Below are 23268 nucleotides of genomic sequence, written 5' to 3' on the forward strand. Positions count from 1 at the left end.
AATTATCGCCGCTTTGAAAATGCCAGTAGGCTGTTTAATGATGTAAAGGATTGCCCATTATGATGGAATTTATGGTGCTCGTCGTTGTGCTGATCGCTATCTATTTTTTTTGCAATATCTCCGTTAAGCGGCATGAAAAAATTATCCGCGATGGCAGACCGATTATGGCGACGATTAAAAGTATTCGCCCCGCCGGGAGTGACGGCTCAGGATATATGAATGTGGAATATGTCCTCAATGCTGAAGGTCGGATTCTTAAGAGAAAGGAATCGATTAATCCTCTCTATGCCCCGCAGCTTCAGCCGGGTATGACCATAAAAATCATGTATGTGGACGAGAAACATTATGTACTGATGTTTAATGAACAGGCGTGATAATCGCCCGTCCATATCACATCCGATGCCATGAACCGACCGCGCGGTCGGTAGCACGTTGAGTTGAGAAACTATGGAAATCGTTGCGTATGTTCTCGCAGCCCTCTGCCTGTTACTGGCGTATGTGCTGTTTTATTTTCTCCTGCGGAGTGTGAAAAGGCAGGGCGACGACTACCGGATGCAAAAAAACTGGCTGGGACTGGCCAGGTCCGGTGGCGCCACTGAAACGGTGCCGGGAAAATTACTGCACTGGAAAAAAACGGCCGCCATCAAAGGCAACGATCATTATTATATTTTGACCTTTACCGCCACGTTGTCGCGCCGACAAAAGCGTTATCGCGCCGCTGCCGTGCTTTCCACTACGGACGCGGCAACGCTCACTGTGGGGTTGCCTGTTGTCGTGAAATACAGTACACAGTCTCCGAAAAAGATGGCCGTTGTTGCCGTAAACACGTCCGTAGCGCCCGGTGACGATGGCAAACCACCTCAGGATAATCAATAAGCGAACGAGCAATGTCGACAGACCGCTGATCCCCGGTGGTCGGTAAAGTGCCTGCGCGTCCGGGCGCTGATGAGAGGGCATAATGGTTAATATTTCCGGGCTTCTGGTGTTATTGGTTGCGACGCTCCTTATTATCTCCCTGTGGGTGTACCGCAGGCGTACTGTCGCGCCAAAAGGGGAAGCCTTACTGATTGAGGAGTGTATTGCGCAAAGTAGCTGGCACGGACCATTGCGGGAAGCGCAGCTGGAATCGTGGCAGCAAACCGATGCAATGCATCAATCCGATCACTATTTTATTCTCACTTTTACCCTGGAAATTGCCCGACAGAAGCAACAAAAATCGGCGGCATTTATCATCAGAAGCGCCGATGTTGGGCTGTTAAAACGCGGAGTAACAGTGCTGGTGAAATACCAGGGATTACATGCTAAACGAATTGCAGTAGTAGAAGTCCTTTTTAATGAGAAATAACAGACGATGATAATGGAATACCTGCATTACCTTAAATACCTTGTTTATATTTTCCCGCTGGGGATGGTGTTGGCGATAGTCCAGTCCTCAATTCGCAATAAAAAAGAGGGGGCTCTCAAACAGATCATTGATAGCGACCCAGTGTATATCGACGCGCGAGTCACCCGCATCGTACCCGGTACACCCACGGCGAATGGTATCGTTTGTGTCCAGATGGACTATGAATTTGTCGATGAAAAGGGGAGAAGCTTCGGCAATAAGAATGTCGAGGCGACGCTGAAAACCATGGAGTTGTATGACTACAACGTGGGTGCCAGTGTGCCAGTAAGCTACTGCCGTCACGATCCGGAAAAAAATAAACTGCTGTTGCCAACCATTCTTTCTGCGTAATGGCTCATGACGTCTTTTTCTGGTTCGCGTAGGTGAGCGTGCCGTTGACGCACCCGTCAAAAATAACTTTGCTGCAGGATGTTTATGTCGGTATGGACTGAGTACCCGTTGGTGATTGGCATTGCGCTGAGCGTACTGGCGCTGGTGCCGATGTGGTTAACGCTGAAGGGAGATAAAAAAACGCTGACCCGGATACGTGACTGGAAATTACGCGATTCATGGCAGGGTGAAACGATCACCACGCCGGCCGAAACATGGCAACGCACTGAGACAAAATTTGGCGACGACTATTTTTATGATTTTTTCTTCAGTGCCAGCCTTAATAATATTCATCAACAGTGGTGCGCCCGTGGAATAGTTGAGCCGGACCAAATCCACAAGCTTAAAAAAGGCATCACGATTACGGTGAAATACAGTACGGACAGGCCTCCCCGACTTGCTGTTACCCATATTCATTTCTCGTGATAATGCCGTGATGTCATATAAACGCGCATTACACTTCGTAAACTGCACACGCATAAGATTAATCTTCCTAAGGACGTAATATGAAGATTATTAAACCGCTGCGACTGAGCGTATTGAATCGACCGTTCCGTCTGCAGGGGCAAAACCATCTGGGCGTTTCGGTACTGGCGCTTGCCGATATGAGCGCTACGCCACAACTCCGACCCGAAATAGAACTGTGGCAACTGGCCGCCAGCGAACTGCAAACCAGCGGTGGTGTACTTGATATGGCCATGCCGAAAGCCCGGGCCGAGTTCCTGGCCACCGGTTACGCCTATACGCATCACCAGCAGGATAAAACCGCCTGTGCGGTACGCGTTGAGGTCGACAACCTGAGCAAGACCCTGGCGGTAACCGGCGATCGGTACTGGGCGGGATCGCGCCCGACGGCCGCGCAGCCCTTTGAAGAAATGCGCCTTGACTGGAGCCGGGCTTACGGCGGGGAAGGTTATGAAGAAAACCCGCATGGCATTGGCGCGGTGGTAGAAAACCATAACGGTACGCAATACCGTCGCTTGCCCAATATCGAAGCGCTACAGGATCGCATTCTCTCACCGCGTGCAAAACCTGAGCCGGCCGGTTTCGGGCCGCTGGATCTGACGTGGCCGCGTCGCTTTCGTCGCATGGGCAAAAATTACGACGCACACTGGTTACAACATGATTTCCCGGGTTTTGCGCCAGACATCGACTGGCGTGTGTTTAACGCAGCCAGCCCCGATCAGTGGTGGGAAGATCGCGATACTCTCCCGCCGCAGGCGGCATGGCGTATCTGGAATATGCACCCGCAAAAACACCTGCAGGAGGGGACACTACCCCCGTGGCAGGCGCGCTGCTTTATACAACGCCAGCGCGGCGATGAGATCCTGTTTGAAGAGATTGCATTGCGCGCCACCACTGTGTGGTTTTTTCCGCACCTGGAACAGATGGTGCTGATCTGGCAGGGCAACCAGCGGATCAATGAAGATGATGCTGCCGACGTGTTGCAACTGATGCCGGCACTGGAGAAAACCGGCGCGACGCGTTCCGTTAACCACTACCGAAAAGTCCTGACCCAGCGGCTGGATAAAGAAAAAGGGGCCTTGTTTGCCTTTCGTGAAAAGGATCTGCTGCCGGAAGAGGTGATTGGACCCTGGATCGACAGCGAGGTGCAGGAAACGCCCAGCCCGATGCGGGAAAACCAGTACAACCGCGCCATGCAATTGCGTGAACAGCATCGTGCCCGGCTTGAAGCACAGGGCCATGACGTCAGTGAAATGCTGGAGCCTTTCGAAGAACCGGCTATGCCGAAACTTGAAGATCTGCCTGAATTTATTGAGCAGATGGAGCGTAAAGCCGCTGAGATGCAGCAGCAGGCCGAGGCGCGTAAAGCCGAAATGGAGGCTCGCTATCCGGAAATCGCAGCGCAGGATAACCGACCCCGCGGCCCGGAGTCCATGTTGCGTATGCAGGAGTTACTGGCGCGTAATAACAGCCAGCTCAGCGACAAGAAACTGGCACAGAGCCGCGAAGCACTGCACAAACTCTACCTGATGTCGGTAGCGCAACAACCCCCCGCGATTAAACTGACCGGGGATATCGCGCTGATCATTCGCCAGCGGGCAGAACGCACCCTGGCCCAGGGCGGGGACTTCAGCGGCCTGGATCTCACCGGGGCAGACTTCTCTGGCCTGGATCTGCGTGGTGCGAATTTTCGCCATGCGTTGCTGGAGTGCGCCAGTTTGCGCGATTGTCAGCTCGATGGCGCGGACTTCACGCAGGCAATGCTGGCGCGCACGGATTTGACAGGGGCGTCACTACGCGATTGTTGTTTTAACAATGCCAGCCTGGCGCTTGCGCAATGCCATGAAACGGTCTTTAGCGGCGCCACGTTTACCGAAACCGACATCACCGGGGCGTTATTTGAGGCTTGTGACTTCAGCCACGCCCATATGGTGGGCTTGTTATTACGTGAAACAGGATTCAGTGACTGCCGGTTCCACCACGCACAGCTTGATAATTGCGTGTTTATGGAGCTGACATTGCCGAAGCCGGACTTTAGCCATGCGCGGATGATAAAAAGCAGCTTTATTAAATGTGAACTGCAGAGCGCCAGCTTCGCGCAGGCGCACCTTGAGAGCTGCTCATGGGTGGAAAGCCAACTGGTGCAGGCAATATTTGCCGGCGCAACGCTGGTGACCTGTGCTGTCGCGTCTGGCGGGACGCTGGCCACTGCCGATTTTACCGGTGCGCACCTGAAGCAAAGTAACCTGCGCCAGGCGGTGCTAACGGGCGCGGCATTTACCCGCGCGCGGCTGGATAACAGCGATCTCAGCGAAGCGCAGTGCGAAGGTGCCGATTTTCGCGGTGCCACCCTAACTGGCAGCCTGTTTATGCGCACGGATTTTCGTCGCGTGCGTTTTAACGATGCCAACCTGATGGGCGCGATGATGCAAAAAAGTCGGCTTGAGGGTGCCGATCTGAGCGGCGTGAATCTGTTTCGCGCCGATCTGTCACAGTCGCTGACGGACACGCATACCCTTTTTCACGATGCCTATACCAAACGGGTAAAAACCCTGCCGAAGCGTGATGGAGAAGTGATATGAGCGCATTAACCGCGGCAGAGCTGCAACAGAAAATCAAAGGCGGCGAAGCGGTAGCAGAGGTCAACCTCGACGGTTGCGACCTGCGGGGCTGCGACCTTTCCGGCGGGATCTTTCAGGAGGTGTCGCTTCAGGGGGCAAATTTGCAGGGCGCAAACCTGACCGAAACCGTATTCACCGAATGTATGTTAAACCGGGCCACGCTCTGCGAGGCGCAGTTGCAGGAAACGGTGTTTAACCAGTGTGAACTGCCGCAAGCCAGGTTGCGCGGCACCACGCTGGTGCGCTGTGTGTTTAATGAATGCACGCTAAGCGGTAGCGACTTTTCGCACTGCACCTTTGATACCACACAATTTATGCGCAGCCCGCTGGCGAAAAGCCAGTTCAGCCACTCCCGCTTCGATCGCACTATGCTGTTTGAAACCCCGCTTGATGAGGCGCAACTCGACAACAGCCATTACTTGCTGACCACATTTTATGGCATCGATCTTCGGCAGACCGACTTGCGCGGTAGTCAGTTTGAACGGGCCGTTTTTTTTAATTGCGATCAGCGTGGGAAAAACTACGCGCAGCAGCAGTTTACCGGCTGCCAGTTTACCGACAGTCAGCTCGATGGTGCCGATTTTACCGGCGCGCAACTGACACAGTGCAATTTCAAAGGCGCATCGCTTAAACAGGCGCTGTTACGCAAGGTTAACGCCACCCAGGCGCTGTTTATGGAAGCCGACCTCAGCGGTGCGAACGCGCAGTCCAGCCTGTTTGATCAGGCGATATTTGTGGGAGCAACACTGCAGCAGGCCTCGTTTAAACAGAGCCGTTTTTTCCAGAGTGTTCTGCAGCGGGTGCGTGCAGAGCGGGCTGATTTCACGCTGTGCGATTTTACCTACGGTGACTTTTCCGGGGCCGATGTACGCGAAGCGGATTTTCGCGGTGCGGCGTTTTCCCGAACCCGTTTTCATCGTGCCCGCCAGGAGGGGGCGCGTTTTGCCGATCGCAAAGGCATCCTTGAGTACGACGAAGAGCTACTGGCGGCAGAAGCCTGGAGCGCAGAACGCCAAAGCCGAATTTATGGAGACAAAGCATGACCAAGATTAATCACCAACTGGCGCTGGCGGCGATGCCTGCTGGTCAATTCTCCGCCCGCGTCACCCACGGTTTTGAAGACGGCAGTCTGATGGTGGAATGTGAAGGGCGCGGCTGGCACTGTCGACGTGCAGTCAGCTGTGTTATCGCCCCACAGGCTGGCGACACCGTACTGATAAGCGGGGTGGATAACCAGATGTGGTTGTTGGCCGTGCTGGAGCGCGCTAACCCACAATGTGCGGAACTGAGCGTGCCGGGCGATCTGCATATTTGCAGCAGCGGAGCTTTAAGTCTGAGCAGTGAAGCGTTGAAAGTCAGCGCCAGCAAAGGCGACTGTCATATCAGCGATATGAATTACAGTGGCGATCGCGTCTCCGCCTGGGTCACGCTCTCGCGCGTGGTGGGTAAGCGGGCCGAGTCGGTCTGGCAGACGGTCACGCAAATCAGCCAGAGCCTATTCCGCACTACGCGCCAGACTGAACAGGTGCGCGCAGGGCAACTGGATATAAAAGCCGAAGATTATCTGCGCATGCATGCACATAACACGGTGATCACCTCGAAGGCGATCACCAAAGTCGATTCTGAACAGATCCACATGGGGTGAGGGAGCATTATGTTTGCAAATTGTCAGTTAATGGGGGTGGATCTGGCGTTTCCGGATGTCTGCCTGACCCCGATGCCCGCGCCGACGCCGATTCCGTATCCGGACATTGCGCTGGGGCCAACCGCTATACCGAATGCGCTCAATATTCTGTTTATGGGGATGCCCGCGCACAATATGGCGACCGTGACGCCACTGACCAACGGCGATAACCCGGGCGTTGCGACCGGAGTGGCATCCGGTACGGTGATGGGGCCATCACGGCATCTGACCGGAGCGTTTACCGTGCTGCTGAAAGGCACGCCCGCCACCCGTTTAACCAGTGTCAGTCTGCAAAACTCCACCAACGCGATTGGTATGCGGATTGTGCCGAGCCAGTTCAAAGTGCTGATGCTGGCACCCTAGGTGGTTTTCAGAAAATATGATGAAGACCCAAAGCCTACTCACCGCGCTGGCGCTGGCGATGACTTCTGGCTATTGTTCGGCGCAGTCTCAACACCCTGATTCGCAACCGCTCTGGCAGTTTGCTGAACAGATAAAGGGCACTATTGGGGCTGCGCCTGATTCGCTCAATGCCATCATGAAAACGCCCGTCACCCGGATCAATCCCGACTTTGCCGACAGATTAACTGCCCGCGCGCTTACGCTACCGGGCGGGCCAGGCATCAATAATATCGTTATTCGTACGGCTTACGGCAATCCGCAGCAGATTGCCATTGTGACGTTTGATGTGGAAAAAACCTGTATTGCGGTGGACGAGGCAAAACGCCAGTTCCCCGGCTTAAAACTGATGTGGGTGCCGCGCGGCGAATCGATTAACGAGACGTTTTCCTGGGTGGCGCCGATCGATAAAAAAGGCAACGCGATTGGCCTGGGTTTTTCGCAATCGGAGCCCTCCTGCCTGAAAAGTATCGCTATCCGCGACTTCTCCGACGAGATGTCTACCACAAATAGTAGCGTCAGGTAACGGCGCGAGTCGGGTACTATGGCAAAAAAATATTATCAAACAACGAGATGGCTAACTTTTCAGCAATCTCGGGTGTCGATAAGACGATAAGGATACAGGCGAATTATGCACGTTATGGGGCAAGGTAAACGGCGGTTACTCTCTGCGCTGGTGGTCAGCATGTTGCTGGGCTGCTGTGGCAGCGCGTCGGCGACGGTAGCGCTGAATCAATACGATAAACCAGAAACAGTGGCAGGCATTACCAACAATCAAGAGGTGCAAGCGCAACTGAAAAGCCTGCTCGGCAATGAATATGATGCCTTTATCCTTAACTATGATGTTTACGGCGAGCCCAAATACACCGCCGACGGCGGGTTAATGGTTGAAGGCTGGTTACAACACTTAGCACAGGAAAACGCCTCGGTTTTTATTCTCTATCCTGATGGTAAGCTTTTTGCAGCATGGATATCACCTGACAGCAACCAGCTTTACTACCGAACTAACAGTGCTGAGCAGGCCATCAATCGCGATATCCAGCAATGGGCCAGCCGCTTCGAGGATAAGATTTTGCTGGCAGCACCACAGCCAGCGGCGTTGGATTTTAGTGGGATGTGGCAAGGCGCAGATCAGGATGCTTCCACCTTCACCCTGAGGTTAACGCAGCAGGGCAACCAGCTCTCCGGCACCGTCTGTTTTATTACCCGGCAGGGCAACCGGATCGATTGCCCGGAGCAGGGCGACACGAATGTGCATGGCGAGATTGCCAATAACCGTGCGATGCTGACCTTTAATTCCACCTTTGGCGGTATGAATGGCAAGGCTGAGGTCGTGATAACAGGCGACAAGATGCAGTGGCGAATGACGCAGCCACCCGTTGGCGGTGAGTATTATGCGCCTGAAAGCTATACGCTGGTCAAAACGCCGGAACATAAAGGCGCATCAACCCGTTTGTTGAGCACCAATAAGTTCACTATTGCTATCCGTAATAACTGCGGTGAGTTTGCCGCGCCTTGCGATAGCGTGGACTATATTGGAACGCGTAACAGCGACCGCAGCCAGATCACGCTGAAAGGGAAAACACTATTGGGTAGCGTCGGTCAGGTCATTGGCGCAGAGTTCAATAATGGTAATGTCACCTACCGGGTAAATTATGCGCCGCCGCAGCTGGTGGTATTGCAGGGCGAGAAAATTCTGGTCAATCAACCGGCAAACTGGCTTAAATAATTCCTTATCTCAGTAACATACTTTCAACGGTGGCAGGTTATGACCAAAGGTTTTCTCGTTTCAGTCTCGCTGTTACTGGCCGTTTCAGGCATCGCGCAAGCGCAAGCTCCCCTGAGCGATCACGATTTTACTGTACAGCTGAATCAACAGACTGTTGCACTGGGCCAGGCGTGGAATGATGCGCTTAGCGCCTCTTTAGGGGAAACCACCTACGACGGTTTTGTTGGTGAAGTTCCGTTTGGCGACGCCAGTTACAAGTTTTACCGTCATAACTTTGATGGCTTCGACATCTATAGCGCCAACCTGTGGTGGGATGATCAGGGTAAAAGCGTCGACAGCTATATTATCGGGCAGATCACCCTGCACAGCCCGACGCTGCGCACCGCGCGCGGTGTAGGTCCTGGCAGCACAAAAGAGGCCATTATCAACAGCTATGGCCCCGGTGAAACCGATAACAGCGACGGAAGTGAATGGATCAGTTATTCGTTTAACAATAAGCATCTCGCTTTCTCGGTGGTGAGCGGGAAGGTCGATAGCATCAATATCAATTTTGATGATGATTAAGCGCTGAACAGCCAGTCATTGTCATCGCCTGGTGCTGTAGTCCGTTTTGATAAGGGATCACGTTATGTTAATGCTCTGCCCATTGCATAAAAAAGCGGAATGGACCCGCGTCTCGTGCAAAGTAAAAGCGCTGGCGCAACAGGGCTGCCCGCCAGGCGACTACCAGTTCTGCTACGTTACGGTGCTCGAAATGGATAATGGAGTGGCGACCCGGCAGCTCAGTTACCTTTTTGAAAAAGAGGATGTGATCGCGCTCGGGCTCACCTTTTCCCCTGAAGTGATCATTGTTGACCGCGACAAGACATTAAAACAACAAAACGACCGACAATTGAGCCTGAAGCTGCGGCAAAAACTGGTTACGCTGTGTGATGACTGCTTTTCACCGGTGCAGTTATATCTTAATGCGCAAGGCATATGTGCGCCGGAAGGGCGTAGCGTGGGCTGAAGATGAACAGGCGCAGCTGGCAACAGGATCTCGACTACCTTGAAGCCTGGTTTACGCAGATGATCAGCGATCCGCAAAGCCTTGCGGCCATGCGTGCGCTGTTACAGGGATCGCGGGCGCATCAGACCGTCACCATCCGCGCCATTGACAGGCATTTCATGCACTACCGCCAGACGTTCAGGGACTTTTCAGCGCCTTCTGAATCGGAACAGAAAATGTGGCAGGAGCTTCTTAATTACTGGCAATAAAGTGGGAACCACCGTGCCGGCAGTGACGTACCAGGGCGTTCGTCGACGGCATACTGTTAATTATTGGCATAAAAAACGGCGGGTTTCCCCGCCGTTTGTTTTTACTTAGCGCTGGTTACAACCTGCGCACTGTTTGTTCTGAATCTGCTGGAAGAAATCATTGCCTTTATCGTCCACCAGAATAAACGCCGGGAAGTCTTCTACCTCAATCTTCCAGATCGCCTCCATTCCCAGTTCCGGGTACGCCACACACTCAAGGCTCTTAATGCTCTGCTGGGCCAGTACAGCTGCCGGACCACCAATACTTCCCAGATAGAAGCCGCCATGTTTGGCGCAGGCATCGGTCACTTGCTGGCTGCGGTTGCCTTTTGCCAGCATGATCATGCTCGCGCCATGCGATTGCAGCAGATCCACATACGAATCCATGCGACCCGCGGTGGTGGGGCCGAGTGAACCCGAAGCATAGCCTTCCGGCGTTTTCGCCGGGCCTGCGTAGTAAATCGGGTGATCTTTAACGTACTGCGGCAGGGGTTCGCCGTTATCAATCAGCTCTTTCAGTTTCGCATGGGCGATATCGCGCGCCACAATAATGGTGCCATTCAGCGATACACGCGTCGAAACCGGGAAGGCGGAAAGCTGGGCGAGAATATCTTTCATTGGCTGATTGAGATTAATTTTCGCCACATTGCCTTCGCCCTGCTGGCGCAGCGCGTCCGGAATGTACTGCCCCGGATTGTGCTCCATCTTCTCGATCCAGATACCTTCACGGTTGATCTTCGCTTTGATGTTACGGTCGGCAGAGCACGAAACCCCCATGCCGATAGGGCAGGATGCACCGTGGCGTGGCAGGCGGATCACGCGGATATCATGGGCGAAATATTTCCCGCCAAATTGTGCGCCCAGCCCCAGGTTCTGGGCCTCTTGCATCAGTTCCTGTTCCAGCTTCACATCACGGAATGCCTGACCATGCTCGTTCCCTTCCGTCGGCAGACCATCGTAGTAACGGGTTGACGCCAGCTTCACGGTTTTCAGCGTGGATTCCGCTGAGGTGCCGCCGATGACGAAGGCGATGTGGTAAGGCGGGCAGGCTGCCGTACCGAGGGTGCGCATTTTTTCGACCAGGTAGTTTTTCAGTTTTGCCGGCGTGATAAGGGCTTTGGTTTCCTGATACAGATACGTCTTATTGGCGGAACCGCCGCCTTTCGCAATGCACAGGAATTTGTACTCGTCGCCATCCACACTATACAGATCGATCTGTGCGGGCAGATTGGTGCCGGTATTCACTTCTTTATACATATCCAGCGGCGCGTTCTGCGAGTAGCGCAGGTTATCTTCGATATAGGTGTTATACACCCCGCGCGCGAGTGCTGCTTCATCACCGCCGCCGGTCCACACGCGCTGACCTTTTTTCCCCATAATGATTGCGGTGCCGGTATCCTGGCAGGTCGGCAGCACGCCTTTGGCGGCGATTTCGGAGTTACGCAGGAATTGCAGCGCAACGTATTTATCGTTTTCGCTCGCTTCGGGGTCGTGCAGAATAGCGGCTACCTGCTGCTGGTGGGACGGACGCAGCATGAATGACGCATCGTGGAACGCTTGTTGCGCCAGCAGCGTCAGCGCTTCGGGTTCAACTTTCAGGACCGGCTGACCATTAAAATCGGTAAGCGAAACATGTTCGCGACTCAGTAGGTAATATTCCGTATTGTCTTTCGCCAGCGGGAACGGATCCTGATAAACAAAGGGTTTGTTCGACATAGCTCTCTACTCCATAAAATAAAACCGCCGGGAAAGCCCGACGGTTATGAATCAGAACATCATGGAAATCCACGGATAACCAATCAACAGCAGGGCAGCGAGGAAGATCGCGCCGAAGATGGTGCCCAGACGCCAGTAGTCTTTTGTTGGCAGATAGCCGCTACCGTAGTAAATGGGGCTTGGGCCAGTACCGTATGGGGTGATGATACCCATCACGCCGAGCGAGGTGCACAGCACCAGCACCACCACTTCCATATTGATGCCAGGAATGGTGGCGGCAATGGTCAGCATGGCTGGCAGCAGTGCCGTGGTGTGCGCGGTAGTACTGGCAAACAGGTAATGCAGCAGGTAGAACGCCAGCAGCAGAACGATAGTCGCCATCCCCGGAGAGATACCGCCCATCAACACGCCACCTTCTTTACCCAGCCAGGCGATAAAGCCAGTAGACGAGAGGCCATCGGCCAGCGCAACCAGGGTGGCGAACCAGACGAAGGTGTTCCAGGCCGGCTTGTTGCTGGTGATGTCATTCCAGGTCAGTACGCCGGTCCACAGCATCAGCACCACCACTAACAGCGCCGCGAGTGCAGGTTCGATAAAGTCGGCGGCAAAAATCCACATCAGCAGCGCGCAGCAGACAAACACCAGCAGCAGGATTTCGTTACGGGACATTTTGCCCAGTTTTTCCAGCTCACGACTCGCCCACAGCGGCACTTCATCATTCACCTTCACTTCCGGTGGGTAGAACCAGTAGGCCAGCAGCGGCATAGTCAGGATAAGCAGCACCCCCAGCGGCAGGAAGGCGATAAACCACGAACCCCACGAGATACTAATGCCCACCGTGCTTTTCACCAGCGCCAGCGCCAGCAGGTTCGGCGCGAGAGCGGAGAGAAACATGGAGCTGGTGATACAGGCAGCGGTGATCGCCACCCACATCAGATATGAGCCGATGCGGCGCGCGCTTGGATCGTTCGGTTTGGAACCATACAGCGGCGGCAGGTTGGCGATAATCGGGTAGATTGTCCCGCCGCTACGTGCGGTGTTAGACGGGGTGAACGGTGCCAGCAGCAGATCGGCGAAGGTAATCGCGTAGCCGAGCGTAAGGCTGCGGCGACCCAGATATTTCACCAGAATCAATGCCAGCCGACGGCCAAACTGCGTTTTGTCGTAACCGGCGGCAAACATAAAGGCGCCAAAGATAAGCCAGACGGTTGAGTTACCGAAACCACTGACCGCCCATTTAAAAGACTGTCCGGCCATTTTGAATTTCGGGTCAGCCAGTTGTTCCGGGCTGAACAGCACCCACTGGCTGCACAGGGCGATGATCACCACCCCGGTCATCCCGATCACCGCGCCGGGTAACGGTTCGAAAATCAGACCCACAATAACGCCGACGAAGATGGCGAAGTAATGCCAGGCGTAAGGGGGCAAACCTTCAGGGACAGGAACAAATAGCAGGAGTACTGCCACCACGATCGGCAGTGCCATCATTAGCAGGCGGTTTTTATTTCCAGCCTTTGCACTGGCTGCGCTGGCAGACGGTGCGGTTGTTGTTTTCTCTTTCATAATGAGCATCTACAAGTAGTTAAAAATTCGTTGTCGTTGCGGAACAGTGGCTGCGGTTAATTTAGTTACAAAAGCTTTTTTTAGTTATTAAACGCCTGCTTTTTTATTCCAGGTGCGATTACTTAACGCCAATCTATACGCGTTAAATTAAAAAATCTTTGTATTTCTATATTGCTCTCACACGCAATAATACCTTTGATTGAGATCAAAAAAATGAAAAGGCGAGCGCTTTTTTTAATGCTTTTGATACCCACATAGAGTTATGGGGTTATCGGGTTAAAAAACCGCTAAATGTTAATTAATTGTACTGATAATAAATCTCATTAAAGTGACTGTTTAATTTATATTGTTGAAATTAATCGTTATTTTTAATAGTGAAAAGACGTTTCATTTATTGGTGTGGTAATCATGATGTTACGGGTAATTAATGGTGTGTGAATGCTTTATTTAAAAATGATAATACGCTGGAGGTAGCTGTGTTATGTGGGGTATTAAATAGTTTATTAACTAACGTAATTAATTTGGTAAGTAAAATTCTCGGTATATTAAATACATGACATAAGGATAAAGAAACATAACCAGAAATAATATCCGTCACCGAATTCTGAATTTTAATTTTAAGACTTTGGAGTTTTATTATGACCCGCAACGAACGCATTCTCAGCCCCTTTACATTACCGAATGGCGCAGAACTGAAAAATCGTTTGTTAATGGCGCCCATGACCACCTGCACCGGATATTTCGACGGTACGGTCACCAGTGAGCTGGTGGAGTATTATCGTGTCCGTGCCGGGAGTATTGGCGCCATTATTGTTGAGTGCTGTTTTGTCGACGATCTTGGTCTGGCATTTCCTGGCGCTATCGGCATTGATAATGATGAAAAAATTGCCGGACTGGCGAAAATTGCCGCGGCCATTAAAGCGGAAGGTTCAAAAGCGCTGCTGCAGATTTACCACGGCGGACGCATGGTAGAGCCGAAGCTGATTGGCGGTCGCACGCCGGTTGCTCCAAGCGCCATTGCCGCGCCACGCGAGGGTGCAGCGACCCCGGTTGCGTTGACCACGGCTGAAGTTGAAGCAATGGTGGTGAAATTCGGTGAGGCGGTTCGCCGCGCCATTCTGGCCGGTTTCGACGGTGTCGAAATTCACGGTGCCAACACCTACCTAATCCAACAATTTTTCTCGCCAAACTCTAACCAGCGTGACGACGAGTGGGGCGGCAGCCGCGACAACCGTGCGAAATTTCCGCTGGCAGTACTGGACATCACCCACAAAATGGCCCGCCAGTATGCCGATGACGCCTTTATTATTGGCTACCGTTTCTCACCGGAGGAGCTGGAAGTCCCGGGTATCCGCTTTGACGACACCCTGTTCCTGCTGGAAAAACTGGCGGCGCGCGGTGTCGATTATCTGCACTTTTCTGTCGGGTCGGCACTGCGTTCCTCTATTAACGACACCTGCGATCCTACGCCACTGATCGATAAATATTGCGCTCTGCGCTCCGACACGCTGGCGCAGGTGCCGGTAATGGGCGTTGGCGGCGTAGTTAACGCCGAAGATGCTGAGCAGGGACTGGATCACGGCTACGATTTGATGGCCGTCGGGCGTGCCTGCATTGCCTATCCTGACTGGGCTGCGCGTATTGCCAGCGGTGAGAATCTGGAGCTGTTCATCGACAGCACGCAGCGTGAAGCGTTGAACATTCCTGAGCCGTTGTGGCGTTTTTCGCTGGTAGAAGCGATGATCCGCGATATGAGCATGGGCGCGGCGAAATTCAAACCCGGCGTGTACGTTGAAACGGTGCTGGATGATGTGAATGAACTGGTTTTCAACGTCAGCCTGGAAACCGACCGCATTGTCGATATTGAACTGGCCTCCAGCCCGGTGCAAACGGTGGAATTCACCAGCAGTTTTGAAGAGATCCGCGGCCGTATTCTTGACGCCAATACTCCACATGTTGATGCCATCTCCGGCGCGACCAGCCAGAGTGAAGCAGTGAAAAAAGCCGTGTCGAAGGCGATGATCAAATCCAGTAAAGCGCGGGTCGCGGAAGAGGGCGGCGCACCTGCTGGCCCGAAAAGCTATGACGTCGTGGTGGTAGGCAGCGGCGGCGCCGGGCTGGCGGCAGCGATTCAGGCGCATGACGAAGGTGCCAGCGTACTGATTGTGGAAAAAATGCCGACCATCGGCGGTAATACCATTAAAGCGTCTGCCGGGATGAACGCCGCAGAAACGCGCTTCCAGCGCGTGAAAGGGATTCAGGATAGCAAGGAACTGTTTTATCAGGAAAGCCTGAAAGGCGGCGGCAACAAAAACAATCCGGCGCTGCTGCAACGCTTTGTTGAAAATGCGCCAGAAGCGATTGAGTGGCTTGCGTGTCGCGGCATTATGCTCAACGACATCACCACCACTGGCGGCATGAGCATTGACCGTACGCACCGCCCGCGTGACGGGTCGGCTGTGGGGGGCTACCTGATCAGCGGTCTGGTGCGCAACGTGACCAAACGCGGCATTGATGTGATGCTGGACACCTCCGTAAACGACATTCTGTTTAGCGAAGGGGAAGTGAGCGGCGTGCAACTGCTGACCGATGAGCAAGAGAGCATCACCGTGCAGACGACAAGTGTTATCGTCGCCACGGGCGGCTTTAGCGCCAACAGTGCGATGGTGGTTAAATATCGTCCTGATCTGGAAGGCTTTGTCACCACCAACCATAAAGGCGCGACCGGCAGCGGCATCGCCTTGCTGGAACGTATTGGTGCAGGCACCGTCGATATGGGGGAAATTCAGATCCACCCGACGGTTGAGCAGAATACCTCTTATCTGATTTCAGAATCGATTCGCGGTGGCGGTGCCATTCTGGTCAGCCAGCAGGGCAACCGTTTCTTCAACGAGATGTCGACCCGCGATAAAGTCTCCGCGGCGATCATCGCACTGCCAGAGCATTACGCCTACATCGTGTTTGATGAGCATGTTCGAGCCAAAAACAAAGCGGCCGACGAGTACATTGCCCGCGGGTTTGTGACCAGCGCCAGCTCACCGCGCGAACTGGCGGACAAACTCGGTATGGATATGCATGCGTTTCTTGCCACGCTGGAGCGTTATAACGGTTTTGTGGAAAAACAGCATGATGACGACTTCGGTCGTACCACCGCGCTACGTGCGCCGATCAACGAAGGCCCGTTCCACGCAATCCAGATTGCGCCTGGCGTGCACCACACCATGGGTGGGGTGACAATCAACACCCAGACCGAAGTGTTGAATACCGCCCGGCAGGTGATCCCCGGTGCCTATGCAGCAGGGGAAGTGGTGGGCGGGATCCATGGCGGTAACCGTATAGGGGGTAACGCCGTGGCCGATATCATCATCTTCGGTACCCTTGCCGGGCATCAGGCTGCGGTTCGCGCAAAACGCAGTTAACATCGTGCTACACTTCAGGCCTGCCATGTGCAGGCCTGAATGTTTACGCGCCGTCAGCCAGTCCGTAAGGAGAAACCGATGTCTGATAATCCTGTCTGGAGTTACTCTGCGGTTCTGATGGGGTCACCTGTCCTGCTAAAACTCTTTTCTCCCAATCCAGCCCTTGCTTCCCGCGTGTTTTCGTTAATCAAAAAATACGAAGATCTTTTTACCGTTAATCGCACACCCTCGCAGGTGATGGACATTAACCTCGCGGCCGGGCGTCATCCGGTTCATGTCAGCCGCCCGGTATATGAACTGATCAAATGTGCCAGGGACGCCAGCGTATGGCCAAATAGCACATTTAATCTGGCGATTGGTCCGCTGGTGAAACTGTGGCGCATCGGTTTTCAGGGTGACCGCGTGCCTGCCGCCAGTGATATTGCTGCACGTTTGCGTATTACCCGCCCACAAGACGTGGTGCTGGATGACGTCGCCGGCACCGTGTTTCTGGCGCAACCGGGAATGGAGATCGATCTTGGCGCGATTGCTAAAGGCTTTATTGCTGATCGCGTACGTGATGACCTTCATCAGCAAGGCGTGAGTGAAGCGTTGATCAATCTTGGCGGTAATGTACAGACACTCGGCACGCCGCACGGCGCCTGGACAATCGGCGTGAAAAAACCGTTCGCCGGGGCAGACGCGCTGGTGGGAACGATCGATGTTGTGAACAAATCGGTGGTGACGTCCGGTACGTATGAGCGCTATTTTGAGCAGGACGGCAAACGCTGGCACCATATTCTCGATCCGCGCACCGGCTACCCGCTGGAGAATGAGCTCGACAGCGTGGCCGTGATTTCCAGCGACTCGCTTGATGGCGATATCTGGACCACCCTGTTGTTCGGAATGGGCGTGGAGCAGGGGTGCGCTGCGCTTCGCCAGCGTGAGGACATTGACGCGATCTTCGTGACCAAAAACCGCGACATTATCCTCTCTTCGCAGCGGCAGTTCCGCTTTACGCAAACGGACGACAGCTACCGGGTTACTGACTGTACTGCTTAAGCAGACTGTATTGCTCGGCAATCAACTGATAGCGATACACCGGGCGCCCCGTTGCGCCGTAGTGAATGGTAGTATAAAGAATATTGATTTGCGCCAGCCAGATCAGGTACTTACGGCAGGATACGCGAGAGATATTTACCGCGCTTGCCAGTTCATCGGTAGAAAACTCAATGCCCGGATGGGCATCAATCCACTGACAAATGGTGCGCAGCGTTTGCGCGGTTAACCCTTTCGGCAGCTTACGCGTGTCGGCCACTTCCGGTGCGTTGCCATGCAGCAGGCGATCAACGTCGGATTGCTCGTAATAGGGCTGGGCATCCATCTGCTTGCGTTTCTCGCGCCAGGTGGTCAAGGCTTCTTCAAAGCGCGGGAACTGGAAGGGCTTAATCAGGTAATCAACCACGCCATAATGCAGCGAGGTTTGAATGGTGTTGGCGTCGGCGGCTGAAGTGATCATTATCACGTCGATGGCACGCCCCGAGGCGCGAAGGATCGGCAGCAGATCAAGGCCGCTATCCTGTTGCATATAAACGTCCAGCAGGACTAAATCGATGGACAGCCGTGGATCGTTCACCATCTCCCCGGCCTGACGCAGCGTAGATGCCGTGCCGCAGCACTGGAAACCGGGTATCTGTGTCACATACATCCGGTTCAGTTCGGCTACCATGGCATCATCATCAACAATTAATACATTTATCACGCGGTCTTCCTTTCACTATCCCAGGGGAGATGGACAAAAAATTGGGTGAATACGCCGGGTTCTGACTCAACGGATAACGTGCCGCCAAGTTCGCTAAGTTGCTGGCTGGCAAGAAACAGCCCCACACCCCGGTTATCGCCTTTGGTTGAAAATCCTTTACGGAAAATCATCCCGATATGCTCCGGCTCAATGCCCGGCCCGTCATCGCTGACCTCGCCTATCAGCCAGCCATTCTGATAATGCAGTAACAGGCTGACTTCGCCTTCTGCCTGCTGGCTCATGGCATCGAGCGCGTTTTCAATTAAATTCCCCAGCACCGTGACCAGCACAGTCACCTGCCGGGCGTTAGGGTTCTCCGGGACCTGGCTTTCATCGGCCAGGGTCAGCGTAAACCCGCGTTCTTTCGCGCGGTTGATTTTTCCTAACAGGAAACCCGCCACCACCGGCGATTTAATACGGTGCTGGATCGCGCCGATATCAGTTTGGTAATTCTGCGCGGTTTGCAGCACGTAACCCTCGAGCTTGTCGTAGCTTTTCATATTCAGCAGGCCAAGGATCACATGCAATTTATTCATAAATTCATGGGAAGTGGTGCGCAGGGCGTCAACATAATTCACCATCCCGTCCAGACGTTGCAGCAACTGGCTAACTTCGGTTTTATCGCGGAAGGTGCTAATGGCACCAATTACCGCACCCTGACTGCGCACCGGTACGGTATTGCACAGCAGTAGCAAACCATTATGCCCCAGTTCCCGGTCCTGACGTGGCTGGCCCGTTTTCAGCACTTCCAGCAGTTCAGCCATCAACGGGCCGTGCCCGGTTTCACCGGCGGCATTATTGCCGAGCAACATCTGCCGCGCGGCGTGGTTGAGCAGCGTGACGCGACCATCGGCATCAATGGCGATCACCCCCTCTTTTAATGACTGTAACATCGCCTGGCGCTGCTTGAACTGGGCAGAGATTTCATACGGCTCCAGACCGAGTAAAATCCGCTTCAGCACGCGCACCAACTGCCAGGTGCCGAGGGTGCCAATCAGCGCGCTGCACAGCAGGATCCACATACCTGCCCAGCGGCTGCGACTGACTTGCTCGTCCACTTTGCTCAGCGAGATACCAATCGACACCACGCCAATTTGCTGATGGTTGTCATCATACACGGGGGTAAACACGCGTAATGCCGGTGCCAGCACGCCGCGGTTAACCGCCACATTTTCATTGCCTTTTAGCGCGGGCTCCAGATCGTTGCCAATAAAATGCTGACCAATAATCGCGGTATTGGGATGAGAATAACGAATGCCCTGCATATTGGTGACCACCGCAAACAGCAGATCGTTACGCGTTGCCACCGCCTGCGCCAGCGGTTGGATCACATTGCTGTTCGGGGGCAAACGCAGCCCACGCTTGACTTCGGGCGCATCGGCAAGCGTGCGGGCAACGGCCAGCGCCGTCTCTTTTACGCCGTCACGCGTGGCATTGCTGATCTGCCAGAACCACAAAGCAAAGGCCAGCAACAGTACTGAACCGGTGACACTGCAGACCATTAGCGTGACCCGTGTACTGAGTTTCATCGGTCGCTTACGGGGCTTCACGGCGGCGGACGCAAAATCGTTCATAACAAACCCGATTATTAACAACGAGGTATCTATTATCGCCGATAGGGGGCAAATCATAAAGCGATGTAAAAAGATGAAAACTTACAAAAGGTGCCGGGAAGCGTGACCCCATTCTCAGGTCCAACATATAAATAACCTTATAGTGAGTGTGGAACCATTGAGAAGGAGCACTCTATGAGCAGTAAGCCAAACGGTTCGACCCAGGATCGCCGCAACCCTGACACCCGCCATATCGATCGCCTCGCGACCGGGGACATGCTGGCGCTGATGAATCAACAAGATCGGGGCGTCTGCGAGGCCATTGCCGCCTGCCTGCCCGACATCACCCGACTGGTGGACAACGCGAGCGCAACGGCCAACCGTGGCGGGCGAGTGGTCTGTATTGGCGCCGGGGCTTCAGGGCTGGCCGCCGTACGATTTGCCAGCGGATTTGCGCAGGGCGCTACCCACCCGCTGGTCGCGATAATGGCCGGCGGCGACCAAGCGCGTAACGCAGAGCAAAACATGGCCGCGGGCAGTGAAGCGCGCGGTGTTAGCGATCTGCAAGGAATTCGCTTTACTGCGAACGATATGCTGGTGGCGCTCTCGGTCAGTGGAGAAACGCCGTGGATCTGCGGCGCGCAGCGTTATGCCATGTCGCTCGGGGCACGCGTGGCGCTGGTTTGCCGCAACCGTGGCAGCGCGGCCGCACGGCTGGCTGATATTGTGCTGGCCCCCGAGACAGGCGCGGAAGTGATCAGCGGTTTTGCTGAGCCAAAAGCAGAACTGGCACGCCAGCAGATCCTGAATATGCTCGGTACCGGACTGGCGGTGCGCACCGGCCGGGTGTACAGCAACCTGCGGGTCGATATCCAGCCAACAGACACCCATTGGGCTGAACGCCAAATCGCAGTCGTGATGGCCGCTGCGCAGTGCAGCCGCGAGCAGGCGAAACAGGCACTCTCTGCCAGCGACGGCGAGGGTCGCGCGGCGATTTTAATGCTGCTTTCCGGGTTGAGTGCCGGGCAGGCGAAGTTGTTACTGGCAGAAAACCATCACCATCTACGCATTGCGCTGCGCGAAGCCAATGTGCAGGCGGCAGCGTTATAATCTTCCTGCACCGCCCGTTCAGCCGTTGCGCTGACGGGCGGTTACATTCCTTTTCTTTTCCAATATGGCGAAATAAAGGGCGAAATTATTTCCCGCTTCGCAATAACAAGCTGTTTGATATTCTGGCAATTTAAAAGAAATTACAGATTAATTAATTCCACACAAAATAAAGAAGCTCTTTTTTTAATTAAAAAAAGCAACCGCACTTTAATCGCAAGAATTGTCAAAATTGTGAATGATATTTTAAAAGAAGGTAAAAGTGCGTTAATATATGCCTTCTCGAATCACAGAATGCTATTTCATTTATCAAAATGCCTGCTATGAAAAAGACAACAACTTCGCTGACCGCGATCGCCATGCTGGTCGTTTCTGCGACCTCTGCGTATGCGGAAGAGACCCAAAAAACCGACTTTCTGCTGATTGGCGGCGGTATCATGAGCGCCTCTCTGGGCACCTGGCTGCAAGCGCTGCAACCAGAGTGGAAGCAGGTGATGGTCGAAAAACTAGACGGTGTCGCGCTGGAATCGTCGAACGGCTGGAATAATGCCGGTACCGGTCACTCAGCCAATATGGAACTGAACTATACGCCGGAACGCCCGGACGGTTCGATTGATGTGAGCAAAGCGCTGGAAATTAACGAACAGTTTATGATTTCCCGCCAGTTCTGGTCAGCCCAGGTGAAACGCGGTATTTTGAATAACCCGCATGCCTTTATTAATTCTACCCCGCATATGAGTTTTGTCTGGGGCGATAATGTGAATTATCTGGCCAAGCGTTATGCCGCATTGCAGCAAACAACCTTATTCCAGGGAATGAAATTCTCCACCGACCATCAGCAAATTAAGCAATGGGCACCGCTGGTCATGGAAGGGCGCGATCCGCAGCAAAAAGTGGCCGCAACCTGGACCCCGGTCGGCACCGATGTTAACTACGGCGAAATCACCCGCCAGCTGGTCGGCAGCCTGAAAAAAAGCAACAACTTCTCACTGCAGACCTCTTCAGAAGTCACCGACTTTAAACGCAATGCTGATAACTCCTGGCATGTGACGATCAAAGACGTGAACAATGGCAACGAACACGCTATTGATGCCAAATATGTCTTTATTGGCGCGGGCGGCGGTGCGCTGAAACTGCTGCAAAAAACCGGTATCCCGGAAGCGGATAACTATGCCGGCTTCCCGGTTGGTGGCTCTTTCCTGATGACGGAAAACCCGGCCATCACCAGCCAGCACATGCAGAAAGTCTACGGTCAGGCTTCGGTAGGTGCACCGCCAATGTCCGTGCCGCACATTGATGCCCGTTTTATTGATGGTAAACGCGTGGTGCTGTTTGGGCCATTCGCCACCTTCTCGACGAAATTCCTTAAACAGGGCTCTTTCTTTGATCTGCTGAGCACCACCACCACCAGCAACTTCATGCCGATGACCCACGTTGGCCTGGATAACTTTGACCTGGTGAAATACCTGGTGAGCCAGGTCATGCTGAGTGATGATGACCGCTTCGAGGCGCTGAAAGAGTACTATCCGAATGCGCGTAAAGAGGACTGGAAACTGATTCAGGCCGGCCAGCGCGTGCAGATCATCAAAAAAGATGAAGAGAAGGGCGGCGTGCTGAAACTGGGTACCGAAGTCGTCGTCGATCAGCAGAAAACCATTTCAGCCTTGCTGGGTGCTTCGCCGGGCGCGTCCACCGCTGCACCAATTACGTTAAATGTGATCAAGAAAATGTTCCCTGAACAGTTCAAATCTGCCGAGTGGCAGAACAAGATCCATGAAATCGTACCGAGCTACGGCCAGGAGATGAATGGTAATGTGGCGCTGACGCAGCAGGTGTGGGATGACACCGCCGCCACGCTGCAGTTGACCAAACCGCCGGTCATTCAGATGAACGTCCAGAACACCACCCCGCAAGCGAAGCCTGCGCAGGAACAACCTGCCTCCACGCCACAGCATGATATGGCGCTGTAAATAAAAAAAGCCTCTGGAAACAGGGGCTTTTTTATTATTGAGCGCAGTATAGTTTCCTCCGCAATTATTACGTTTTTTATTGTGTGGTTATTATTCAGCACACGCAGAAAATATATCGCTGGCAGAGGATTGCTCCCTGTTAGGAAAGACTCTATATTCAGTGTGGGTGCAATAAGAACTTTCCTGATTTGG

Annotated in this window: 22 protein-coding genes; 18 read left to right on the forward strand and 4 right to left on the reverse strand. The window is 53.7% G+C overall.

The window, feature by feature from the left end:
• The first annotated feature begins 59 nt into the window (after window positions 1-59).
• From RTX30_RS09825 to RTX30_RS09890, 14 genes are all read left to right on the forward strand, one after another.
• On the forward strand, window positions 60-374 hold the full coding sequence (locus RTX30_RS09825) for a hypothetical protein (RefSeq protein ID WP_312689298.1): 315 nt from the start codon (window positions 60-62) through the stop codon (window positions 372-374).
• A gap of 73 nt (window positions 375-447) precedes the next feature.
• Window positions 448-876 carry a hypothetical protein gene (locus tag RTX30_RS09830; RefSeq protein WP_312689299.1) on the forward strand — a complete coding sequence of 143 codons (429 nt, stop codon included), beginning with the start codon at window positions 448-450 and terminating at the stop codon, window positions 874-876.
• An 82-nt stretch (window positions 877-958) separates the two neighbouring features.
• Entirely contained in the window at window positions 959-1345 is a 387-nt protein-coding gene (locus tag RTX30_RS09835) for a hypothetical protein (protein WP_312689300.1), read from the forward strand.
• A gap of 12 nt (window positions 1346-1357) precedes the next feature.
• Complete coding sequence (locus tag RTX30_RS09840; protein WP_312689301.1) at window positions 1358-1735, forward strand: hypothetical protein; 378 nt, start codon at window positions 1358-1360, stop codon at window positions 1733-1735.
• Between the two features lie 84 nt (window positions 1736-1819).
• The gene (locus RTX30_RS09845; RefSeq protein ID WP_312689302.1) at window positions 1820-2200 is read left to right on the forward strand and encodes a hypothetical protein; all 381 of its coding nucleotides are present in this window, start codon (window positions 1820-1822) and stop codon (window positions 2198-2200) included.
• 80 nt (window positions 2201-2280) lie between these two features.
• On the forward strand, window positions 2281-4821 hold the full coding sequence (locus tag RTX30_RS09850; protein ID WP_312689303.1) for a DUF2169 domain-containing protein: 2541 nt from the start codon (window positions 2281-2283) through the stop codon (window positions 4819-4821).
• Window positions 4818-5903 (forward strand): pentapeptide repeat-containing protein, encoded by a 1086-nt coding sequence (locus RTX30_RS09855; RefSeq protein ID WP_312689305.1) that lies wholly within the window; start codon window positions 4818-4820, stop codon window positions 5901-5903. The genes RTX30_RS09850 and RTX30_RS09855 overlap by 4 nt, the downstream gene beginning before the upstream one ends.
• Window positions 5900-6505, forward strand: coding sequence for a DUF3540 domain-containing protein (locus RTX30_RS09860; protein ID WP_312689307.1), 606 nt, complete (start codon window positions 5900-5902; stop codon window positions 6503-6505). The genes RTX30_RS09855 and RTX30_RS09860 overlap by 4 nt, the downstream gene beginning before the upstream one ends.
• A 9-nt stretch (window positions 6506-6514) precedes the next feature.
• Complete coding sequence (locus RTX30_RS09865; protein WP_007371701.1) at window positions 6515-6907, forward strand: DUF4150 domain-containing protein; 393 nt, start codon at window positions 6515-6517, stop codon at window positions 6905-6907.
• A gap of 16 nt (window positions 6908-6923) precedes the next feature.
• A complete protein-coding gene (locus RTX30_RS09870) occupies window positions 6924-7469 on the forward strand; it encodes a hypothetical protein (protein WP_312689309.1) in 546 nt (181 codons plus the stop codon).
• Window positions 7470-7574: 105 nt separating this feature from the next.
• The gene (locus RTX30_RS09875; protein WP_312689311.1) at window positions 7575-8672 is read left to right on the forward strand and encodes a hypothetical protein; all 1098 of its coding nucleotides are present in this window, start codon (window positions 7575-7577) and stop codon (window positions 8670-8672) included.
• A gap of 39 nt (window positions 8673-8711) precedes the next feature.
• Window positions 8712-9236, forward strand: a complete 525-nt coding sequence (locus RTX30_RS09880; RefSeq protein ID WP_312689312.1) for a hypothetical protein — start codon at window positions 8712-8714, stop codon at window positions 9234-9236.
• 64 nt (window positions 9237-9300) lie between these two features.
• On the forward strand, window positions 9301-9681 hold the full coding sequence (locus RTX30_RS09885; protein ID WP_312689313.1) for a hypothetical protein: 381 nt from the start codon (window positions 9301-9303) through the stop codon (window positions 9679-9681).
• A gap of 2 nt (window positions 9682-9683) precedes the next feature.
• Window positions 9684-9929, forward strand: coding sequence for a hypothetical protein (locus RTX30_RS09890; RefSeq protein WP_312689314.1), 246 nt, complete (start codon window positions 9684-9686; stop codon window positions 9927-9929).
• 105 nt (window positions 9930-10034) lie between these two features.
• Here RTX30_RS09890 and fumA read toward each other — a convergent pair whose 3' ends face one another.
• Together fumA and RTX30_RS09900 are read right to left on the reverse strand one after the other, a co-directional pair.
• A complete protein-coding gene (gene fumA / locus RTX30_RS09895; RefSeq protein WP_312689315.1) occupies window positions 10035-11684 on the reverse strand; it encodes a class I fumarate hydratase FumA in 1650 nt (549 codons plus the stop codon).
• Window positions 11685-11735: 51 nt separating this feature from the next.
• Window positions 11736-13247, reverse strand: a complete 1512-nt coding sequence (locus RTX30_RS09900) for an anion permease (protein WP_312689316.1) — start codon at window positions 13245-13247, stop codon at window positions 11736-11738.
• A gap of 638 nt (window positions 13248-13885) precedes the next feature.
• Between RTX30_RS09900 and RTX30_RS09905 the strand changes: the two genes are divergently transcribed.
• Window positions 13886-16666 carry a flavocytochrome c gene (locus RTX30_RS09905; RefSeq protein WP_312689318.1) on the forward strand — a complete coding sequence of 927 codons (2781 nt, stop codon included), beginning with the start codon at window positions 13886-13888 and terminating at the stop codon, window positions 16664-16666.
• A 78-nt stretch (window positions 16667-16744) separates the two neighbouring features.
• Window positions 16745-17707 (forward strand): FAD:protein FMN transferase, encoded by a 963-nt coding sequence (locus tag RTX30_RS09910; RefSeq protein ID WP_312689320.1) that lies wholly within the window; start codon window positions 16745-16747, stop codon window positions 17705-17707.
• Here the strand turns inward: RTX30_RS09910 and dcuR are convergent.
• Both dcuR and RTX30_RS09920 read right to left on the reverse strand, forming a co-directional pair.
• The gene (dcuR, locus tag RTX30_RS09915; protein ID WP_312689322.1) at window positions 17688-18407 is read right to left on the reverse strand and encodes a two-component system response regulator DcuR; all 720 of its coding nucleotides are present in this window, start codon (window positions 18405-18407) and stop codon (window positions 17688-17690) included. The two genes, RTX30_RS09910 and dcuR, sit on opposite strands and share 20 nt — an antisense overlap.
• Complete coding sequence (locus RTX30_RS09920) at window positions 18404-20020, reverse strand: sensor histidine kinase (protein WP_312689324.1); 1617 nt, start codon at window positions 20018-20020, stop codon at window positions 18404-18406. Before RTX30_RS09920 ends, dcuR begins: the two co-directional genes overlap by 4 nt.
• Before the next feature lie 174 nt (window positions 20021-20194).
• On the opposite strand from RTX30_RS09920, the gene RTX30_RS09925 reads away from it, so the two are divergent.
• Window positions 20195-21109 (forward strand): N-acetylmuramic acid 6-phosphate etherase, encoded by a 915-nt coding sequence (locus RTX30_RS09925; protein ID WP_312689326.1) that lies wholly within the window; start codon window positions 20195-20197, stop codon window positions 21107-21109.
• 311 nt (window positions 21110-21420) lie between these two features.
• Window positions 21421-23076 carry a malate dehydrogenase (quinone) gene (gene mqo, locus RTX30_RS09930; RefSeq protein WP_312689328.1) on the forward strand — a complete coding sequence of 552 codons (1656 nt, stop codon included), beginning with the start codon at window positions 21421-21423 and terminating at the stop codon, window positions 23074-23076.
• Window positions 23077-23268: the final 192 nt, after the last annotated feature.

This window comes from Kosakonia sp., from assembly GCF_032052965.1.
Taxonomy (GTDB): Bacteria; Pseudomonadota; Gammaproteobacteria; order Enterobacterales; family Enterobacteriaceae; genus Kosakonia.

What these genes read in the sequence shown, in the direction of transcription:
- RTX30_RS09825 (WP_312689298.1), top strand. Translation starts at nt 60, where the DNA reads ATGATGGAATTTATGGTGCTCGTCGTTGTGCTGATCGCTATCTATTTT.
- RTX30_RS09830 (WP_312689299.1), top strand. Translation starts at nt 448, where the DNA reads ATGGAAATCGTTGCGTATGTTCTCGCAGCCCTCTGCCTGTTACTGGCG.
- RTX30_RS09835 (WP_312689300.1), top strand. Translation starts at nt 959, where the DNA reads ATGGTTAATATTTCCGGGCTTCTGGTGTTATTGGTTGCGACGCTCCTT.
- RTX30_RS09840 (WP_312689301.1), top strand. Translation starts at nt 1,358, where the DNA reads ATGGAATACCTGCATTACCTTAAATACCTTGTTTATATTTTCCCGCTG.
- RTX30_RS09845 (WP_312689302.1), top strand. Translation starts at nt 1,820, where the DNA reads ATGTCGGTATGGACTGAGTACCCGTTGGTGATTGGCATTGCGCTGAGC.
- RTX30_RS09850 (WP_312689303.1), top strand. Translation starts at nt 2,281, where the DNA reads ATGAAGATTATTAAACCGCTGCGACTGAGCGTATTGAATCGACCGTTC.
- RTX30_RS09855 (WP_312689305.1), top strand. Translation starts at nt 4,818, where the DNA reads ATGAGCGCATTAACCGCGGCAGAGCTGCAACAGAAAATCAAAGGCGGC.
- RTX30_RS09860 (WP_312689307.1), top strand. Translation starts at nt 5,900, where the DNA reads ATGACCAAGATTAATCACCAACTGGCGCTGGCGGCGATGCCTGCTGGT.
- RTX30_RS09865 (WP_007371701.1), top strand. Translation starts at nt 6,515, where the DNA reads ATGTTTGCAAATTGTCAGTTAATGGGGGTGGATCTGGCGTTTCCGGAT.
- RTX30_RS09870 (WP_312689309.1), top strand. Translation starts at nt 6,924, where the DNA reads ATGATGAAGACCCAAAGCCTACTCACCGCGCTGGCGCTGGCGATGACT.
- RTX30_RS09875 (WP_312689311.1), top strand. Translation starts at nt 7,575, where the DNA reads ATGCACGTTATGGGGCAAGGTAAACGGCGGTTACTCTCTGCGCTGGTG.
- RTX30_RS09880 (WP_312689312.1), top strand. Translation starts at nt 8,712, where the DNA reads ATGACCAAAGGTTTTCTCGTTTCAGTCTCGCTGTTACTGGCCGTTTCA.
- RTX30_RS09885 (WP_312689313.1), top strand. Translation starts at nt 9,301, where the DNA reads ATGTTAATGCTCTGCCCATTGCATAAAAAAGCGGAATGGACCCGCGTC.
- RTX30_RS09890 (WP_312689314.1), top strand. Translation starts at nt 9,684, where the DNA reads ATGAACAGGCGCAGCTGGCAACAGGATCTCGACTACCTTGAAGCCTGG.
- fumA (WP_312689315.1), bottom strand. Translation starts at nt 11,684, where the DNA reads ATGTCGAACAAACCCTTTGTTTATCAGGATCCGTTCCCGCTGGCGAAA.
- RTX30_RS09900 (WP_312689316.1), bottom strand. Translation starts at nt 13,247, where the DNA reads ATGAAAGAGAAAACAACAACCGCACCGTCTGCCAGCGCAGCCAGTGCA.
- RTX30_RS09905 (WP_312689318.1), top strand. Translation starts at nt 13,886, where the DNA reads ATGACCCGCAACGAACGCATTCTCAGCCCCTTTACATTACCGAATGGC.
- RTX30_RS09910 (WP_312689320.1), top strand. Translation starts at nt 16,745, where the DNA reads ATGTCTGATAATCCTGTCTGGAGTTACTCTGCGGTTCTGATGGGGTCA.
- RTX30_RS09920 (WP_312689324.1), bottom strand. Translation starts at nt 20,020, where the DNA reads ATGAACGATTTTGCGTCCGCCGCCGTGAAGCCCCGTAAGCGACCGATG.
- RTX30_RS09925 (WP_312689326.1), top strand. Translation starts at nt 20,195, where the DNA reads ATGAGCAGTAAGCCAAACGGTTCGACCCAGGATCGCCGCAACCCTGAC.
- mqo (WP_312689328.1), top strand. Translation starts at nt 21,421, where the DNA reads ATGCCTGCTATGAAAAAGACAACAACTTCGCTGACCGCGATCGCCATG.